The sequence below is a fragment of the Hymenobacter tibetensis genome (genome assembly GCF_022827545.1).
Lineage (GTDB): Bacteria > Bacteroidota > Bacteroidia > Cytophagales > Hymenobacteraceae > Hymenobacter > Hymenobacter tibetensis.
In genome coordinates this window covers 3,192,185-3,209,865 of sequence record NZ_CP094669.1, presented here as the reverse complement: position 1 = coordinate 3,209,865, position 17,681 = coordinate 3,192,185, and the positions used below count along the sequence as shown (strand labels likewise).

The following is a 17,681-nucleotide window of genomic DNA, read 5'->3' as shown; positions in this document are numbered from 1 at the left end:
TACCTGGTGCAGCAGTAAACTCGAATAGGAAGCAGATTCAAGAAGGCTCTATCCGCCCGAATAGAAAAGCGCCTCCCCAATAACGAATTGGGGAGGCGCTTTTTTAAATGATAAACCAGCTCTAGTGCCCTGCCAGAACAGGAGGATGCTTGCAGCAGCGGATTACTTTTTAACTACCCGGATGCTAATGCGCCGGTTGAGCGCGCGGCCTTCTGGCGTTTCGTTGGTGGCAACGAAATACTTGGAACCGTAGCCCTTGAACTGCAAGCGGTGAAACGGAATGCCCTTCTTCACCAGTGCCAGTGCAGCTGTTTTGGCGCGCTCCTCGCTGAGTACTAGATTCTTGGTATCAAGGCCTGTGTTGTCGGTGTAGCCGCCCAGCTTCACAGTGGCTTCCGGAAACGTCTTGAGCACCTCCGCTATATTGTGCAGCTGCTGTTCCGATTCCGAGGTGAGCGTGGCTTTGCCGGCGTCGAAGTACACACGGTCGAAGTTGATCCAGCCTTTTGTCCGGTTGACGGAGTCCACTTGGAAGGAAGGGTCCGACAGGAAAGTATAGAGCCGGTTCTCGGTGGAGTTGGCGCCTACTTTCTGGCTGCTACCATTGGCGAGGGTCAGGACGATGGGTTGACCAGTATCATAGATGTACATGTCCCGGTCCCGGTCGTAGGTGCCCAGCGGGGTAGTGGTGGCCCCGGCCTCGGTGGCATTGACTACGGCAGTAGGGTTGGCACCGGGTGAGTCGGCGAAGGCGGATACGGTACCAGGAATTGTGGTAAGGCGCTCATGGCCGAAATAGTAGCCCAGGCACACCGCAAAAAGCAACAGCAACGACCATTGCCAGCGGAAACCGGTGGTGCTGGAAGCAGCGGGAGCAGCAGGGGCAGTGGTTTCGGGCTGGGGCGTGAAGATAGAGCCTCCGCCTACTGGGGCCCAGGTACCGTGCTCCGCCGAAAGCCCAGGGCGTTGAACAACAGCGGTGGGGCGTCTGAGTGCAGAAAGGTGATGCGCTCCTTCCAGGCTGTCGGTCAACGAATCTGGTTGACGGTTCATATCGGGGAAAAGGGCCATAGCAACCTCCACCTTTTGGGCTTTAAACCAGTTCACAAATTCTGTGGGTGAAAGCTCGTTTTCGGTTGCATACCTGCCCAATACGCTCAGCACGGCGGCGGCGGCAATCAGCAGTAACCCTTCGCCGGCCGTAGGCCGAACGCCGGATACAATGGCAATGCGGTTAATCAGGCTGTCGTAACCGTCGCCGGCTAGCCCCTGCATCAACCCTGCGCTGGTGGTGTACCACGCAGTGGTGGCTAGGTGAGGCAAGTGGTGAAGCAGATCGGCGGCGTAGGCTTCACATGCCATATTCAACAGAGCGGTGGGGCCACCCGCCCGTTCGGCCCGAAGCATGAGGCTTTCTAGAACCAGCGGAATGGCTTTCTCCAGTGCTTTTTCAACTCGTTTCTCGTTCTCATCAACCGAGAGGCTAATCTGAGTGATGAGCTTACCGGTAAAACAAAATTTTACCGCTTCAACAACATTCGTTTTCATTTATCCTTAATTGTTAGCTTCAAACCAAAAGGAGGGGAAGTTTTAGTAGTCGGGCTTGGCTTAAGCAAGCGCTGGCAGCAGGGAAGTAGAGGTAACTATCAACGGGACGCTACCAGCGTGGAGCACGAAACAAGGATAAAAGCGCAAGTGCGGTTGCAGGGAAGGGTACATGCTTGGGGCATAAAGAATAGGTTGCGTAAGGCAGAGAGCTAATTTTTTAGAAATATAATAACAAATAATTGTATTATGAGTGTGGTATGCACTCATAGGAAAAAAATAATTTCTTACTAATATTCTAATAGCTGAGTTGGTATAAGAATAATTATATACCGTCCTTGCGAGCCGCGCCACGCTAGAGCTACCGCAGGATACAGCAGATGTCTTGTTGTAAACCACGTAAGGTGTACACAGCCAAGCAGCTAGATCCCCGAGGCTGGAAGAAGAGGCTACACGCTGCTATGCGCTACCCATGCTACTGTTGCCGCAACCAGTGCGCCACTCCCTGCGCAGCCCAGGCGCCCGTACTAAAACAGCCTTGCAGCAGATAACCACCAGTGGGAGCTTCCCAGTCTAGCATTTCACCCGCTACGAAAGTGCCCGGCCGACGTGCTAGCATTAACTGCGCATCTAGCTCTGTCCAGGCAACCCCTCCAGCCGTGCTGATGGCCTCATCGAGGGGGCGTAGCGCCCGAACCGGAAGAGGCACATGCCGTAGCAGATAAGCTACTGCTTCCGGAGAAGCCGTAGCTTCCAGGGGAGCGACTTCGCGCAACAACGTAGGAACGGGCGGACCCAAGCGGAGATGCTGGCGCAGAAAATCGGGCAGAGAACGGCCACTGCGTTTTTGCAGCTTACTTAGAAGCTGCTCATCTGTGAGGTCTGGCTTCAGGTCGAGGTGCAGCAGGGCGGGCGTGCCAACGGCCAAGGCAGCGCGCAAAGCGGGGGTGAGGGCATATACGGGCGTACCTTCTAGGCCGTATTCAGTGAGCAGCACCTCGCCCCGGACGCGTTGCGGGCCACAGCGTAAGGCTATGTTTTTCAGCGGTGCTCGACCCACTTTCGTTTGAAAAAACGCTGACCAGGCCACTTCCGCGCCGCAGTTGCTGGCCGCAAATGGCACGCACTGAACACCTATTTCTTCGAGGGCCGACACCCAGCGACCATCGGAGCCGGTCTTGCTCCAACTGGCTCCACCCAGAGCCAAAAGTGTGGCAGCGGGTTGAATTTCGTAGTCTTCCCCGGTGGCTTCGTTGCGCATACGTAGGCCGCTCGCCCCTGCAAAGCCCAGCCAGCGGTGGCGGGTATAGAGGCTGACGCCTAGCGCCCGTAGTCGGTCCACCCAGGCCCGAAGCAAGTCGGCTGGTTTGTGAACTTTGAGCGGGAATACTCGGCCGCTAGTGCCAACAAACGTGGCAATACCTAACTCAGTGGCCCATTGGCGCAGGTCGGAGGGAGAGAAGTGCTGGAGGAAGGAGTTGAACGCCGTCTGTTGCGGCCCATAGCGGGTCTGGAAAGGAGCTAACTCTTCGGCATTGGTAAGGTTGAAGCCCCCATGGCCAGCCACCAGAAACTTGCGTCCTACGGTAGCTTGTGCCTCATACACAGCTACTTGGTGGCCGGCCGCGGCCAGGCGTTGTGCCGCCAGCAACCCGGCAGGTCCACCCCCAATAATAGCAACTAATGAAGACGAAGACATGAAAGCAACCTTCTAACAACTAGCTTAGAAAGGCGCAAAGTACAACAAAGACCCGCGGCCCTCTCGAAAGGCCGCTCAATCAATCACCCGACAGCAACTTCCACCCGAACATGCGGTAGAGCGCTTAACTAGCAACTTACACTAGGCTCATGGAGGCGTATAGCTGCTGGTGCTCCTTGATAAAATCTTGTCTATAAGACATTTAGACTAGAGTAATGCGGATAAGAGCTCCGCTTTCCGACGTACTGCCGTAGGGAGCCGTATAAGAGCTGTCCATCACACTGGCAGTAGCTGGTTGCTTTTCTTGCATGAGTTCCTACTCTATTCTTATTGGGCTGAGTGTCGCCGTCATTCTGTCGTATCTGTTTGATGTGGTAGCGCGGGCTACTCGGGTGCCCTCGGTACTGATGCTGCTGCTCACTGGCATTGCGTTACGCCAGGCCGCCGACTACTTCAACTTCGCGCTCGACATCCCAACGGTAGTGCTGGAAATCTTCGGCATTATCGGGTTGATTATGATTGTGCTTGAAGGTGCCCTCGACCTCAAACTCACCCGCGACAAAGCACCGCTCATTCGCCGCTCTTTTATGGCCGCCGCCCTTATTTTGCTGGTGCAGTCGGTGGCTATTGCGCTGCTGCTGCAGCTATATGTGGGCCTCCCGTTTCAAACGTGCTTGGTGAACGCCGTGCCGCTGTCGGTTATCAGTTCGGCCATTGCTATTCCCAGCGTAGCCAACCTGATGGGCGAAAAGCAAGAGTTTATCGTGTATGAAAGCACCTTTTCCGATATCCTCGGCATCATGCTCTTCAACTTTGCCTTGCAAGACAACTTTGCGCAAGGTATCTCCCTCGTTACCTTCTCGCTCGATGTGGTGGCCGTGCTGATTGTGGCGGTGCTGAGCACGGCAGCTTTGGCGTTTCTGCTTGGCCGTATCCGGTTACACGTCAAATTCTTCCTGATCCTGGCCTTCCTAGTGCTGCTCTACAGCTTGTCGAAGCAGCTACATCTGTCATCGTTGGTGTTGGTGCTGGTGTTCGGCTTGGCCGTCAACAACGCCGACTTGATCCTGCGCGGGCCCCGTTTGCACCGCTGGCTGCACCCCGAACAGCTGGCCGCCGAGCTACTTCCACTTAAAAGCATTACCGCCGAATCGGCTTTCCTGATTCGGACGTTTTTCTTCTTGCTGTTCGGGTTTAGCATCACGCTTAGCAGCCTTATCAGTGGCACGTTGCTGCTGCAAGGGGTGCTCATCGTGGGGGTACTTACCGTCATTCGCTACCTCTACCTGCGCTACATTGCCCACACCGATATGATACCCGAGCTGTTTATTGCGCCTAAGGGCCTTATTACGGTGTTGCTTTACTATAGCATTCCGGCTAAGCACCACATTGGCGAAGTCGGCGAAAATATCCTCTTCCTCGTCATCCTCCTTACAGGACTTCTCATGATGGTTGGCTTGCAATTAGCCAGCAAGGAGCCAGAGCTAGGTGAGTACTAGCAAAGGAAGTACAACACTCGTTGTAGTGCGGCCGGCGAGTGCTAAAACGCTCAGCGGCTTGTGCTACCCGTACCGCTATTCAGTTTCCTTGAGCAATTGCTTGCGGTAGCCGGCCAGAATGGTTGACTTAAGCAGGAAGCCTACATAGTGGCCATGGTCGACGACGGGTAGGGCTGGCACGCCGAGCTGCTCCATGCACCGCAAGGTATCCAGCAACGAATCGTCGGGGTTGACGGTGGCGGGCGGGTCGGTCATCAGGTCGCGGACGCGGGTGGTGCCGTAGTGGGCGTCGTCGAAGAGGGCGTCGCGTACGGTGTCGAGCGTGACAACCCCCACCAGTTGCCCGTCCTGGTCAACCACTGGAAACAGGTTGCGGCTGGCATGGCGGAACGTTTGGACCAAGTCCCCTAGCGTATCGTTGGGGTGCACGGCCACAAAATCAGTCTGGACTAGGTGCAGCACGTCCATTTGGGCCAGCAGCCCCCGGTCGCGGTCTTTGTGCACATATACCCCGCGCTGCACCAGTTTGCGCGTGTACACCGAATAGGGCTCGAAGTAGCGGGTAATCACATACGAGCTGCTCGTAACCACCATCAGCGGCACGAAGAGCGCATATCCCCCCGTAATTTCGGCAATCAAGAAGATGGCGGTAAGTGGAGCATGCACCACGCCAGCCAGCACCCCTGCCATACCCAGCACAATAAAGTGTACTTCCGGCACCGAAGTGAATCCGCCCAGGTTGAGCAAACGCGCAAATACGAAACCAAGCAGCGCCCCTGCAAACAACGAAGAGCCAAACATACCACCATTGCCGCCGGCCCCTACCGTGATGGTGGTGGCAAACACCTTAAGCAGCATGCTGGCCGTGGCTACAGCCAGCAGAATCCACACGTTTTCGTCGCGGTACACGGCGAAGATGGAACCGTTGACCAGTTCCTGGCCTTGACCGGCAAGCAGCTGCTGCACAATGTTGTAGCCTTCGCCGTAAAGCGGTGGAAACAGAAACACCAGTACGCCCAAGGCCAAGCCTCCAATCATCACCTTGCGGAAAGCACCCGGCCACCGCTCGAAGAACTTGTCGGCGGCGAAGTACACCCTGATCATGTACACCGAAAGCAGGGCCGTACACAAGCCCAGCATGATGTAGAACGGAATTGCATCGACGGGCCAGTTGGTGGTGATGAGCACGAATGGCTGACCCGCAAACAACGCCTTGGACACCACCGTGGCCGTTGCCGCCGAGATAAGCAGCGGAATGAAAAAAGGTGCCGACAGCTCGCCCAGCACCACTTCCACTGCAAACAGCACCCCGGCTATGGGCGAGTTGAAGATGGCCGCCACGCCAGCCGCCGCGCCACAGCCAACCAGCAAGCGCCGTTCGCGCGGCCCAACGCGCAGAATCCGGGCTAGGTTGGAGCCCTGCGCCGCCCCGGTTACCGAAATAGGGGCTTCCAATCCGGCTGACCCCCCGAACGTGACGGTGATGAACGACGTGACAAACTGCGAATACAGCTTGCTGCGCGGCACGATGCTGCCTTGCCGGGCAATATTGTAGATGATAGGGCCCAGACCCCGGCTGAGGTTGCCATCCAGAAAGTAGCGCGTGAAAAGCACCGACAATGCAATGCCGATAATAGGGTAGAGGAAAAGCGCAAAAACCCTCTTTTCCTCGGGCACCCAGGAATACAAAAACTCCTGCGAATGGCGAACCGAGTTCTTGAGCAACACAGCGGTCAGCCCGGCCATCAGCCCTACTATCACGCTCACCAGAATCAGGTATACCCGATTATTGACGTGGCGCAACCGCCAAAGCAACAAAGGGCTGAGCAGCCGATGAACAAAATTTTTGGGCATAGCCACGGGGCAATAATGGAAACCAGCCAAGCGAAACCAGTGGCTGGTTTGTCTACTCTCAACGCATGATACTGAAAAAAGTAGTGAGATGCCGAACCCGCAAGACCAGGAAACGGTGAATTAAGCGCTAGGGGCGCTGAATGAGCAACTCAACCATCCGACTCACTGGCACTGCATCCGGCGAGCTTACCGTCTTACTGCGCCACGTTCGGGGTGGCGTAGCCTCTTTCGAGCAGCAGGTTCTTGACTTTCTGCATCAGCTCACTCTTGGTTTCAAGCGCACCTCGGCGGTATTCCTCCGACGACGACCAGAAATAGAGGCGCATGTCGGCGGTGGTGTCCGTTGATTTCTCCAAGACCACGTAGGGGGCGCGCTGTTCGTCGAGGTGAATGTCGGGCTGCATTCGCACGAAGGCCAGCACCTGGTCCCGCACCTGCTCGTAGTTGCCCTCAGGGCCGTAGTTGATGGTTATCAGGAAATCTTGCCGCAGGTCGCCGTTACGGGTGAAGTTGATGAGCGGCTCTTTGAGCACGATGGAATTAGGCAGAAAAACGTGCTTGCCGTCGAAGGTGCGAATGACGGTGGTCCGCAGGTTTAGGGTTTCTACGTGCCCGAGCTGGTCCCGAATCTGCACCGTGTCGTTGAGGTGGAAAGGCCGGTTGAACGCCAGAATAACACCCGCCAGAAAGTTTTCGGCTATGTCTTTGAAGGCAAAACCAACTACAAAGGCCGACAAGCCTGCCGCGCTCAGCATCCCGGTCACAACGCCCGATAGACCTATTACCTCCATAGCCAGCAGCAATCCGAGCAGCCACAGCACCCACCGGCTGATGCCGGTCAGGAAGTCGGCCAACAGCGGATCGTGGGAGCGGCTGCGCAACCGAGTGCCCAGTACTTGGCTGACGCGGTTGGAAATGAAAATGGCTACACTAAGAAGAACCAGCGCCAACAACAGCTTCGGAAGTACAAATAGAAACTGCTGCCAATAGGTGACCAGCACCTCTTGCAAATCGTGAATCATGAAACGGGTTGTAGTGAATCAACAGACCCCCTAACAAGAACGCCAGCAGGGGCAAAGACCCTGGTTCTACGCGGAAAAGAAAGCAATAGGTTCAGGTACCCAAGCACTCCACTTAAGCTGGGTGGTTCAGCCACCGCCAGAAAACCAGCCCACCCACAGCATAGGCCACCACGTCCAGCGGGTCAGCAGTGGCAGCTGGCTTCAGTAAGGGTAGCACCCCTTCAAAGCACACTGCTAGCAGGAGCCAAGTGCTTGCCACCCAAGAGAAAGGTAGCACGAAAGCGGGTTGCCGAAAGTACAGGCGGCGCATAAACCAAAGGGCTACCGTTAGGAGCAGCGGCAAGGCGAGTACATCGGCCAGATGCGCGTTGAGGACAGCCGGCAACTCCCAGTGCCCCCACCGACGATTGTAAAAAAACAGCGCGTAGAGCCCAGCCATAGCCACAAACAGCGGATGGCGGAATTCCAGCGGCCACTTCATCCGGCCGCCAGGGCAACCAGCCACAGCAGAAACGACACCAGCGCCCCAAAAGCCAGCTGCCCACCCCGAATGATATGCTTGAAGAAGCGCAGCACCGGCCCATCAGTGGACTTGATTTCGATGCGCATGAAGGCAGGTAGTGGCTCGTTGGCCAAGGCTTCGCGCTCCTGCTCACTGCGCATGCGAGGAGCGTCCAGATAAAGCCCACACCGCTCACACCGGTCGTCGGCCCGTTGCTGCCATTGGCTCCAAAAGCCGCAGTGCGGGCATTTTTTGGAAGCAGTAAGCGGCTGTTGTTCCATGCAAATAAGTATAAAAAGGCGCGAAGCGCGTACTATGTAAGAAAAAGCTAGTTTGCACTTATACGGCAAAGCTGGCAGCAGACTTCACGCAGACAATGCTACTTTGCTTGCTGTTTGCAATTCCGGTAGTTACCGGGTGTTTGAAAAAATATGTAGTCTTAGTCGTCGCTCTTGGCGGCTCCGTTGCAACAGTAGGTAGTATAGCAACAAAAAACTATGGCAAATCGTCGGGCATCCATCACAGATCTAGCCAAGCAGCTGAATTTGTCGCCCTCCACCATCTCCCGCGCCCTCGCCGACCATGAAGATGTTAGTGAGGCCACTAAAGCTCGGGTACGGGATTTAGCGGCCGCTTTAAACTACCAGCCCAACCAGTTGGCGGCAGGCCTGCGCCGGGGCCGTAGCAAAATGCTGGGTGTGCTAGTGCCCCATATTATTGGCAATTTCTTTCCGCAAGTGGTGCACGGTATTGCCACCGAAGCCAACCTGTCGGGCTTCAACGTGATGATCTTTCAGTCCAATGAAGACGAAGTGCAAGAGCGAAAAAACATCGAACTGCTGCTGAACGCGCAAGTGGAAGGAATTCTCGTTTCGGTATCCAAGTCCACCAAAAGTTTCGGGCATTTCGAGACGTTGCGGAATAATACGGTGCCCTTGGTTTTTTTCGACCGGAGCATAGAAGGTATCGAAGGCAAAAGCGTGGGCGCCGTAGTACTAGACGACTACCAAGGCGCCTACGAAGTAGTAGAGCACCTTGTGGCGCAAGGGTGCACCCGTATTGCCCATTTCACCGGCGGCCTGCACCTCAACATCCACCGCAACCGGCACCGCGGCTATTTAGATGCCTTGCGGGCCCACGGCTTGCCTACCGACGAGGAACTGACCGTATTATGCGAAATGAGCTTGGAAGGAGGTATTCAAGGCATGCAGAAGTTGCTGGCGTTGCCCCAACCGCCCGATGCCGTGTTTTCTTCTATTGATGTGGCCGCAGTAGGAGCCTTGCAAGTGCTCAAGCACGCCCACATCCGGGTACCCCAAGACGTAGCTTTGGTGGGGTTCAGCAACGAGCAGTTCACGTCCTTCACCGATCCGAGCATTACCAGCGTCGACCAGCACTGCGAGCTGATGGGCCGCACTGCCGTCCGTCTTCTACTTGAGCTGATAGCGGACGATCCGGAACAGCCGCCTGTGCAGCACAACATTGTGCTGAAGCCCAAGTTATTAGTTCGGGAGTCTTCGCTGCGCCAGCCGGATAACTCCGCGTCCTAAGGTCAAGGCTCCGAAGCCGGTGCTGCTTGGGCCGACAGTTCTTAGGGGTGCTATTCCGAGCGTACGGCCCACCCAAGCAGCGGTGCGCTACTACAGTTCCATAATGTCCTCGTTCCAGAGCGTGGGCTCGGCTTCGATGAATTCCTGCATCATGTCCACGCACTCTTGCGAGTCCAGAATCACAACTTCCACCCCGTGGCTTTCCAAAAACTCTTTGGATTCGCCGAAGGTGCGCGCTTCACCTACCACCACCTTGGGAATTTTGAACTGCACAATTGTGCCGGCGCACATGTAGCAGGGCATGAGCGTGGTGTAAAGCACGGTGTCGCGGTACGTGCGCTGCCGGCCCGCGTTGCGTAGCGCGTCCATTTCGCCGTGGGCAATGGGGTCCAGTTTCTGCACGCGCTTGTTGTGGCCGCGGCTCACGATTTCATTGTTGCGCATCAGAACCGAGCCGATCGGGATGCCGCCTTCTTTGCGTCCTTGGCGTGCCTCGTCGATGGCGGCCTGCATGAATTCGTCCATGTTGGGGTTGTTGATTGTTGAATGGTTGGTTGTTTGTTGTTGATAGTTGGGAGTTTTGCTGATTGGGTGACCAACAAGCAAGTCTTAACTATTAATACTTATCTGGCACAAATACCGTGGTAGGGGCAGTACTGGCACTTTTCCAGATCGTCGGTTTTGCGGATGAGCTCCGTGGGGTCTAGGATACGGTTGACCAGCTGACCCAGTAATTCTTCGCTACGCGCCATAAACGACTGGCCGTCAGCCGTCAGAAACGACATATCAGCTGACATTGGGCCAGCTGGAATATTGCGAAGCGAAATGATAGCCGCATCGGCGGCCGGGCGCCCGCCTTGCTCTAGCATAAACCGATACAGCCACAGCTGTCGCACCTTGTCTGCCGCCGAGGTATCGTCACGAATTAAGCGCTCCGCGGCTTCGGCGGGTGTTTCGTTGCGCTTTTGCAGTTTCAGCTCGTGCGCATGCACAAGGCCCGTTTTGTAATCGACTACCCGCAGGCGGCCGTCGGGAAGCTGATCGACCCGGTCGGCGAAACCGATGAGGCTGACGGGGAGCTTCTCGCCGCTTGGCAAGGCTACATAAATGGTGGCTTGCAGCGCTTCCTCGATGCTTTGGATCTGGAGAGGTAGGGCGTTGGGCTGGGCAAGCAGGCTTTCGAAATAACGGCGTATCAGCTGGTTGGCAACCTGCCCTAACACGTGGTTGAGCCCTTCGTCGGCGCGGGCATGGCGCTCGTCTTCTTCTTTGCGCAAGGCTTTGGCTACCAGCGCCGGAGTGGCATGCAGCAGGTCTGGAATGGCCGCTGCGGTGAGTGGCCGCTTGTTGCGCTGAAACGGCGCCAGCAGTTCCTCCAGCACCTCGTGCACCACCGTCCCGAACCCATCCACACCGAGGGCTTCTTCCACTTCGTCGGTTTCGCGGAAGCGGGCAATGCGGTTGAAGTAGAACTTCAGGGAGCAATTCAGGTATTCGTTCAACCCAGTGGGCGAGAGGCCCTTCATCAGCACTTCGCGCAGCGCGGCCAGCATCCCCAAATCCTTTTCCAGCACCAAGTCGCCCATCACTTCGTGCGCCATTTCTTCCACGCCAACCAGTACGTCATGCGGCGGCTGCCTAGCTGCTTGTCTCTGAAACGCACCGGTTTCTGGCGCGCCAAGACCAGAATAGTCCGGCACGGTAACCGCCGTCAGGTCGTCGAGCACCAACCCTGGGTTCTGCGGCACCAGGTCGTTCTGTAATTGCAGCAAAAACCGGCTTCGCTCGCCGGTACGAGTCCCTTCAGCACCGGGCAGCACGTGTACCAGATCTACGCGGCGAGCCCGCTGGAGCAGGCGCCAAAACTGGTAGGACGTAGCGGCTTCGTGGTCGGCGTAGGTGGGCATGCGGAACTCGGTCAGCACGTCGTAGGGGAACAGCGAGGTGTGACGTTTGGGGGCCGGCAGCACGTTTTCGTTGCAGCTCAGCAGGATGATGTGGTCGAAGTCGAGGGCACGGGTTTCCAGCAGACCCATTACCTGCACATCCGCAATTGGCTCGCCCGAGAAGGGTAGGCGGGTGCGGCCCATCTGCTCGTACAGAAACCGCCGGAACGAGCGCACCGACAAGCGCTGCTCCCGGCAGTCGAACACCGAGTCCAGCCGTTTTACCAAGGTGAAAAACAGGTACAAGTACTCGGCCTCAATGGCGGAATGCTGCTCGGTGTACACCTGTTTCAACAAATCAATCAGTACGTAGCAAGCCTCTATAATATCGTCGCAGGTGTCCCAGGTTCGGAACAGCGCCTCAATCAGCGGGTGGTGCTTACCGATTTCCAGTAGTTCGGTGGCGGGCAGCAACACGGCATTGCGCTTCACAATTTCGCGGCACACGCCGTCGAGCAGTCCGTGATATTTCTTGTTGGGCTGCTTGTCGAGCCACTGCTGGTAGCGGCGCAGAAACGGGTGGCTCAGCAGCTTGTTGACGGCCAGATGGTGGTATCGGGGTACGCCGTACCCGGTTTCGGCAGTGCCTTCCCGAATGCCCGTCAGATGCACCTCGAACAGTAAATCTACGAGGTTGAACAGGGGCGTGCTCTGGAAGCTGAGGCCCATAGTCACGTTGTAGTCGGGTACGGCGTCGGGAGGGAGGCCGTGCAGGACGGGCAGCAACAACGTTTCGTCGGGCAGCACTACCGCTACGGTTTGGCTGGGGTACTGGGTGCGGGCTTCGGCCAGCAGCTGCCCGGCTACTTTGCCTTGCATGCTGGCATTGGCTACACCCACGAAGCGGACGTGCCGCGGCAGGCTGCGCAACAAGTCAGTGGGGGCGCCAAAGTCGCCGAACTCCGGCGGAGCCCAGCGTTTTAGGTAATTTTTCAGGTGCTGCCCGGCGCGGTTCGGCGAGTCAAAGTCGAGGTAAAACAGGTCGGCATCAAAGCGTACCTCGGCCCGGCCGGCGCGGTACAGCACGTCAATCAGCGTGAACTCGGCTTTCGAGAGGTACCCGAGGCCCAGAAACACGTGTTTGGCGGGCGTGGTGCCGTTCTTCACCTGCTCGGCTACGCGTTCGGAGGCCAGGCGGTACGCCAAGCCCGGATACGCGACGCGCTCCTCCAACATTCGGCGGCGCAAGCGGTGGTACACTTTCGTGAGGTCGTCCCAGAACTTGAAATACGCTCCCGTTATCGACTGCGGCGAAGGCGCATCACTCAACTCCCACCGCTCCAGGGCCTTGGCCTGCGAGAGGTACTCAAACACTTTGTTGGCGGGGGCCAGATTCTGGTCGAGGTTAGAGAAATCCTGCAACAGCAGCCCCGACCACCCCACAAACCGGTCGAAATCCAGGTCAGCATCGATGCCTTTTAGGATGTCGAAAAGCAGCAGCTGCAGCGCAATAGGTTCTTCTACTTGTACGCCGGCCAACTCCACCATATAGTCTTCCATGGCCGCCACGCGGGGGCTCCATAGCGCCTCACCGGCGCTGGTAGCCATAGCCAGCTCGTTCTTCAAGTACACCACCGCCCGCCGCGTCGGTACTACCACCACCAAATCCGACAGCTCCTCGGGCGAATACCGGCTCACCAAGTCGTGCGCGGCCTGCGAGAGGAAAGAGTTGGTAGCGGTGACAGGGGTGGGCAGGAGGGATACGGCGGGCTGATTCATAGCAACAGATGAGCAGCGAAAGATACGCCCGTGGCGGTGGTGAACTTATCTTGTTGCCGACTCTTTAAACTAACCAAACTATCATCGCCATGATTCCTGATTTCCTAGCGCCTTTCGCCACGCAGCTGGAACAGTATAAGCTAGAGAGTATTAAAATCATGGCTAAGCCATTGAAAACTGACCTGTGCGTTTCCATTGCCAGCAACTTTGGAGGGCTTCCTTATTTGCCATTTGCAGCACAATACCCAACTGAGCCAAACGGCAAGCCCCTACTGTTATTGGCTCAAATCAATCTCAGTGAATTACCTACCAACGATTTATTACCTAAGGACGGGCTACTGCAGTTCTATATGCCGGCCCACGATTGGGGATATACAGACTATGCGCGGGTACTATACATAAGTTTCGACCAGCTACAAACCGAGATTCGCACGGATTATAGCTTTCTGCTCCCAACGCATTATAAGGATAGCCCTATTGCATGCGAGCATAAGCTGATATTCGAGAAAACATTTGAATACGGAGCTACCCAGGATTGCCGGTTCGGGGCGAACTTCAATGGCTTAGATAGCCATGAGTTTGTTGATACGCTAACAAAAGTTGAGCAGGATATTTTCTATGGTTTCTTGAGTAGCAATGGCCATAAGCTGGGTGGTTATGCATCCTTCACTCAAGACGACCCACGGGAAAACGATTCACAATCGGGCATTGACGTGCAGTTATTGCAAATTGATGTAGACAAGAAAATTATGTTCGGAGACGCAGGAATAGCACATTTCTTTATCAATGAACAAGCCTTAAAAGATGGCCGTTTCAAGGAAGCGTATTTCTACTGGGACTGTTGCTAAAACTTGTTGCTGACGGAAAGCTCCTCCTTAACTCGACAGCAACCATTGCCGTACCCTTTTGCAGTACTCCACCGCAAAAACGGCTTTCATGAATCCTACTGAACTTAGCTACGAACTCCGCAACGGCAAAAGCGCCGACCTTACCCGCCGCCGCTGGATAATCGGCCTTTCCATCCTTGGGGTGGCGGCCGGCCAAATCGTGAGCCTCTACCAAACCGGCATCATCAAGCATCTACCCGACCCACCCGTTGGCCCCTTCGACTCCGACAAAGTAGACGCCTCCGACTACGCCTACAAGCGCCTCGATACCCCCGACGCACTGCCCATGATGGTTACGTACGGCCTCACTGCCTGTCTGGCCGGTGCCGGTGGCCTGCACCGCGCTTCGCAGCAGCCTGCTCTGCCCGTAGCTATGGGCCTCAAAACTTTGTTTGATACCCTCACGACCGTGAAGCTTGGGCAGGAAGAGTGGAAGGACAATAAGGCCCTCTGTTTCTATTGCCAAGTGGCTACCGTAGCGTCTGTCGCCTCTCTTGCGTTGGCAGTGCCGGAAGCCGTGAAAGGCTTCAAGAACCTGTTGGGCAAAGAGTAATCGAACCGGTAGCGGCCTAGTTTCCTTTTTCAACCGAGGAAAGGAAATTAGGCCGCTAGTTTAGGTTCAGATAGTAAACTAAGCCAGCAGTTTCTCTGGCCGAATGGGAAGTTGCCGAATGCGTTTGCCGCAGGCGTGAAACACCGCGTTGGCAAGGGCCGCGGCGGTAGGGCCCTGAGCCGCTTCACCTGCGCCCAGGGGCGGTTCGTTGGGGCGGTCCAGCACGGCCACTTCCACCAGCGGCACTTCGTCGAAACGGAAGATGGGGTACTGCTCCCATTGGCGAGTTGTGACCTGCTGGGCATTGAAAAGCACTTCCTCGTTGAGCGTCCAGCTAGCGGCCTGAATGAGCCCTCCTTCGGTTTGGTTCTTTAGGCCGTCGGGGTTGATGACCTCACCGGCGTCAATGGCCGACCAGATTTTCAGGACTCGCACAGTAGAGCCATCGACTTCGGGGGCTACCGTTACTTTGGCTACCACAGCGCAGTAAGCCGCCTCGTTCTTATACCGGGCAAAGGCCACCCCCAAGCCCTCGCGTGGTGCCAGCTTTTCGGTGCGCACCATGTCGCGCACCTTGTGGAGTACGGCTCTGGCACGCTCATCATCTAAGTGGCGCAGCCGAAACTCGTAGGAATCCTGGTTGGCTTTCACGGCCAACTCTTCCATGAAGCATTCCAAAGCGAAGACGTTGCCGAAAGCCCCCAAACTTCGCAACGCCGACACCCGTAGCGGCCCCTGCACGTAATGCGTCTCGACCTGCACGGCCGGGAAAGTATAGTACGGGTCGGAGTTGCGGTAAATGCCGCCACTCACATCGTCTTCGGGCTGGGGCAGATGCGGGTTGGCGAGGTATTGCGCGGCTAGTAGCTTTTCGGGCGAGCCGCCCGGCCGGGAACTGTGCGTATCCGACCATAGCTCATGCTTCCAGTGGGTAACACGCCCGGTTTTAGGGTCGAGGCGAGCTTCCATATCTAGCAGCATGGCGCTACCATAAGGTTCCCACGCATGCTCGTTGTCGCGGCTCCATTGCACCCGTATGTGGCGGCCTGGCACGGCGCGCGCCAGCAAGGCCGCGTCAGCAGCCACATCGTCGGCGCCATTGTGGCCGTAGCATCCTGAGCCGGGCACGCCTTTTACATGGACATGGGCGGGTGGCAAGTTCAGGAGCTTGGCCAGCGAATCGCGTAGCGGATACACGCCCTGGCTGTGGGTCCAGACGTGCAGCATCCCTTTGTCAAACAAGGCTACAGCACAACTCGGGCCGATGGACCCGTGCATGAGATAGGGCTTGAAATAGCTGGCGCGCAGTGTGGCGGGGCCAGTGGCATTGGTGAAGTCGCCTTTGTCGGTGGTGCGTTTGTTGATGGCGGGCAGGCTCCGGAAATGCTCGGCCAGTGGCTTGTCGACGGGCAGCACGCGGCCCCCCGACCATTGGGCGTGCAGCTGTCCAAAGTCCTGTGCTAGCTTGGCATCGTACTCTCGCTCAGCCAGTACTCCCACAAAGCTGCCATCTACAACCACTTGCAACACGCCGGGCACCGCTTTCTGCAAGGCTTTCGAATCGAAGGCAATCAGTTTGCCCTCGTAGCTCGGCGGGCGCAAGATACGAGCGTGCACCATGCCCGGAAACCGCAAATCCTGCACGTAATACGACTCGGCCCGCACCATGTGCTCGATGTCTTCGCGCAGAACGGGGCGGCCTACATACCGGTAGTCGGCTTTAGGCTTGAGGCGAACAGGTAACCGCACTTCGTCTTGAAATTGTTGCCCACCAAGTAGTTGCGCGAACGTAACTTGGCGTCCGTCAGGGGTACGTACGGCGCCCTCGCGTAGCGTAAGCTGGCTTGGCCGGATTCTAAGCTGAGCGGCCGCTAGCACCAATAGTTTCTGCCGAGCGGCGGCGGCAGCATAACGCACTGACATGGCGCTTTGCTCGATGGAGGCGCTGCCGGAGGTGTAGCGTTCATCAGGGGTCCGGCCGGTTTCTGCTAGCATCACTTCCACGCGTTCCAACGGCATATCCAACTCTTCGGCGGCTATCTGTGCCACCGCCGTTCGGATGCCTTGTCCAATTTCGATTTTGCCCGTTAGCACCCGTACTCGACCATCGGCCAGCACTTCCAGCCACGCATTGATGCGCGGATTATTTTTCAGGCTGTCCGGCAGCTCTGGGCTGGGCGCCGTGGTTGCGGCCAGCGGGTTGGCTTGAAACAGTAGAAAGCCAACACTTAGGCAGCCAGTGGTTTTGAGGAAGTTGCGACGGGAAGCGGCAGCAGTGGAGTCAGACATAACCGATGTAGCGCTTAGCTCCGGCTTTACAAGAGGAGGTGGCTGAAAATAAATCTGATAAGGATAATCGTGTGGTTTTCTGCCGCCAATGGCAGCGGTTGGTTGAACCCGCGCCAGGCTTTACATTGCCGCCGCTCGTTGCACCGCTCGGATGGCGCGAGCCTGCACGCTGCACCGGCACAGCACCCGGAACAGTCCGTTGCGAATAGCTGCTTCGTCGGGCTTCGGGTACTGCTTCAGCAACGACACCGCCGAAATCACCATGCCGTTCAGGCAGTACCCACACTGGGCAGCCTGTTCCTGCACAAAAGCGGCCTGTACGGGGTGTAGAGAACCGTCGGGTTGCGTCAAGCCTTCGAGGGTGGTGATGGCCACGCCCCCCGTTACTTGGTCTACTGGCAGCTGACAGCTCGGCCACGCAATATCGTTGAGGAGCACCATGCAGGAACCGCACTGCTGCAAGCCACAACCGAACTTCGGGCCGTTGAGGCCCAGGTCGTTGCGTAGAACGTACAGCAAAGGGGTGGCAGGGTCGAGGCGCAGCGTGTGCTGCTTTCCGTTTACCAGTAAGGTCAAGTCAGCATCCATGCTAGCAGATACTGGCAGTCCAGCTAAA

14 protein-coding genes are annotated in these 17,681 nt (G+C 56.8%); 4 read left to right on the top strand and 10 right to left on the bottom strand.

From position 1 onward, the window contains the following. Positions 1 to 162: 162 nt before the first annotated feature. Positions 163 to 1,548, bottom strand: a complete 1,386-nt coding sequence (locus MTX78_RS12890; RefSeq protein ID WP_243794735.1) for an OmpA family protein — start codon at positions 1,546 to 1,548, stop codon at positions 163 to 165. Positions 1,549 to 2,020: 472 nt separating this feature from the next. After that, the gene (locus MTX78_RS12885) at positions 2,021 to 3,244 is read right to left on the bottom strand and encodes a TIGR03862 family flavoprotein (protein ID WP_243794733.1); all 1,224 of its coding nucleotides are present in this window, start codon (positions 3,242 to 3,244) and stop codon (positions 2,021 to 2,023) included. 308 nt (positions 3,245 to 3,552) lie between these two features. On the opposite strand from MTX78_RS12885, the gene MTX78_RS12880 reads away from it, so the two are divergent. Next, positions 3,553 to 4,743, top strand: a complete 1,191-nt coding sequence (locus tag MTX78_RS12880; RefSeq protein ID WP_243794731.1) for a cation:proton antiporter — start codon at positions 3,553 to 3,555, stop codon at positions 4,741 to 4,743. 75 nt (positions 4,744 to 4,818) lie between these two features. Here MTX78_RS12880 and MTX78_RS12875 read toward each other — a convergent pair whose 3' ends face one another. The 4 genes from MTX78_RS12875 to MTX78_RS12860 all read right to left on the bottom strand — a co-directional run bounded on the left by MTX78_RS12875 (position 4,819) and on the right by MTX78_RS12860 (position 8,402). Continuing rightward, entirely contained in the window at positions 4,819 to 6,597 is a 1,779-nt protein-coding gene (locus MTX78_RS12875; RefSeq protein WP_243794729.1) for a chloride channel protein, read from the bottom strand. Positions 6,598 to 6,791: 194 nt separating this feature from the next. Further along, entirely contained in the window at positions 6,792 to 7,619 is an 828-nt protein-coding gene (locus MTX78_RS12870; RefSeq protein ID WP_243794727.1) for a mechanosensitive ion channel family protein, read from the bottom strand. 112 nt (positions 7,620 to 7,731) lie between these two features. Then, positions 7,732 to 8,100: a hypothetical protein gene (locus tag MTX78_RS12865; protein WP_243794724.1), complete on the bottom strand. Its 369-nt coding sequence runs from the start codon at positions 8,098 to 8,100 to the stop codon at positions 7,732 to 7,734. After that, positions 8,097 to 8,402: a hypothetical protein gene (locus tag MTX78_RS12860; protein ID WP_243794722.1), complete on the bottom strand. Its 306-nt coding sequence runs from the start codon at positions 8,400 to 8,402 to the stop codon at positions 8,097 to 8,099. Before MTX78_RS12860 ends, MTX78_RS12865 begins: the two co-directional genes overlap by 4 nt. Before the next feature lie 216 nt (positions 8,403 to 8,618). Between MTX78_RS12860 and MTX78_RS12855 the strand changes: the two genes are divergently transcribed. Further along, entirely contained in the window at positions 8,619 to 9,671 is a 1,053-nt protein-coding gene (locus MTX78_RS12855; RefSeq protein ID WP_243794714.1) for a LacI family DNA-binding transcriptional regulator, read from the top strand. 90 nt (positions 9,672 to 9,761) lie between these two features. Here the strand turns inward: MTX78_RS12855 and MTX78_RS12850 are convergent, their stop codons facing one another. After that, complete coding sequence (locus MTX78_RS12850) at positions 9,762 to 10,196, bottom strand: nucleoside deaminase (RefSeq protein ID WP_243802880.1); 435 nt, start codon at positions 10,194 to 10,196, stop codon at positions 9,762 to 9,764. A gap of 98 nt (positions 10,197 to 10,294) precedes the next feature. Beyond that, a complete protein-coding gene (locus tag MTX78_RS12845; protein WP_243794708.1) occupies positions 10,295 to 13,336 on the bottom strand; it encodes a PD-(D/E)XK nuclease family protein in 3,042 nt (1,013 codons plus the stop codon). Positions 13,337 to 13,425: 89 nt separating this feature from the next. Between MTX78_RS12845 and MTX78_RS12840 the strand changes: the two genes are divergently transcribed. Then, positions 13,426 to 14,184 (top strand): YwqG family protein, encoded by a 759-nt coding sequence (locus tag MTX78_RS12840; RefSeq protein WP_243794705.1) that lies wholly within the window; start codon positions 13,426 to 13,428, stop codon positions 14,182 to 14,184. An 88-nt stretch (positions 14,185 to 14,272) separates the two neighbouring features. After that, the gene (locus MTX78_RS12835) at positions 14,273 to 14,776 is read left to right on the top strand and encodes a vitamin K epoxide reductase family protein (RefSeq protein WP_243794703.1); all 504 of its coding nucleotides are present in this window, start codon (positions 14,273 to 14,275) and stop codon (positions 14,774 to 14,776) included. 78 nt (positions 14,777 to 14,854) lie between these two features. On the opposite strand, the gene MTX78_RS12830 is transcribed toward MTX78_RS12835, so the two are convergent. Together MTX78_RS12830 and MTX78_RS12825 are read right to left on the bottom strand one after the other, a co-directional pair. After that, positions 14,855 to 17,065 (bottom strand): xanthine dehydrogenase family protein molybdopterin-binding subunit, encoded by a 2,211-nt coding sequence (locus tag MTX78_RS12830; protein ID WP_243794701.1) that lies wholly within the window; start codon positions 17,063 to 17,065, stop codon positions 14,855 to 14,857. Positions 17,066 to 17,185: 120 nt separating this feature from the next. Beyond that, a complete protein-coding gene (locus tag MTX78_RS12825; RefSeq protein WP_243794698.1) occupies positions 17,186 to 17,653 on the bottom strand; it encodes a (2Fe-2S)-binding protein in 468 nt (155 codons plus the stop codon). Positions 17,654 to 17,681: the final 28 nt, after the last annotated feature.

Excerpts from the sequence above, each read along its gene's own strand:
- MTX78_RS12890 (WP_243794735.1), bottom strand. The coding sequence starts at position 1,548 with ATGAAAACGAATGTTGTTGAAGCGGTAAAATTTTGTTTTACCGGTAAG.
- MTX78_RS12865 (WP_243794724.1), bottom strand. The coding sequence starts at position 8,100 with ATGAAGTGGCCGCTGGAATTCCGCCATCCGCTGTTTGTGGCTATGGCT.
- MTX78_RS12850 (WP_243802880.1), bottom strand. The coding sequence starts at position 10,196 with ATGGACGAATTCATGCAGGCCGCCATCGACGAGGCACGCCAAGGACGC.
- MTX78_RS12825 (WP_243794698.1), bottom strand. The coding sequence starts at position 17,653 with ATGGATGCTGACTTGACCTTACTGGTAAACGGAAAGCAGCACACGCTG.
- MTX78_RS12860 (WP_243794722.1), bottom strand. The coding sequence starts at position 8,402 with ATGGAACAACAGCCGCTTACTGCTTCCAAAAAATGCCCGCACTGCGGC.
- MTX78_RS12835 (WP_243794703.1), top strand. The coding sequence starts at position 14,273 with ATGAATCCTACTGAACTTAGCTACGAACTCCGCAACGGCAAAAGCGCC.
- MTX78_RS12875 (WP_243794729.1), bottom strand. The coding sequence starts at position 6,597 with ATGCCCAAAAATTTTGTTCATCGGCTGCTCAGCCCTTTGTTGCTTTGG.
- MTX78_RS12840 (WP_243794705.1), top strand. The coding sequence starts at position 13,426 with ATGATTCCTGATTTCCTAGCGCCTTTCGCCACGCAGCTGGAACAGTAT.
- MTX78_RS12855 (WP_243794714.1), top strand. The coding sequence starts at position 8,619 with ATGGCAAATCGTCGGGCATCCATCACAGATCTAGCCAAGCAGCTGAAT.
- MTX78_RS12870 (WP_243794727.1), bottom strand. The coding sequence starts at position 7,619 with ATGATTCACGATTTGCAAGAGGTGCTGGTCACCTATTGGCAGCAGTTT.
- MTX78_RS12845 (WP_243794708.1), bottom strand. The coding sequence starts at position 13,336 with ATGAATCAGCCCGCCGTATCCCTCCTGCCCACCCCTGTCACCGCTACC.
- MTX78_RS12880 (WP_243794731.1), top strand. The coding sequence starts at position 3,553 with ATGAGTTCCTACTCTATTCTTATTGGGCTGAGTGTCGCCGTCATTCTG.
- MTX78_RS12885 (WP_243794733.1), bottom strand. The coding sequence starts at position 3,244 with ATGTCTTCGTCTTCATTAGTTGCTATTATTGGGGGTGGACCTGCCGGG.
- MTX78_RS12830 (WP_243794701.1), bottom strand. The coding sequence starts at position 17,065 with ATGTCTGACTCCACTGCTGCCGCTTCCCGTCGCAACTTCCTCAAAACC.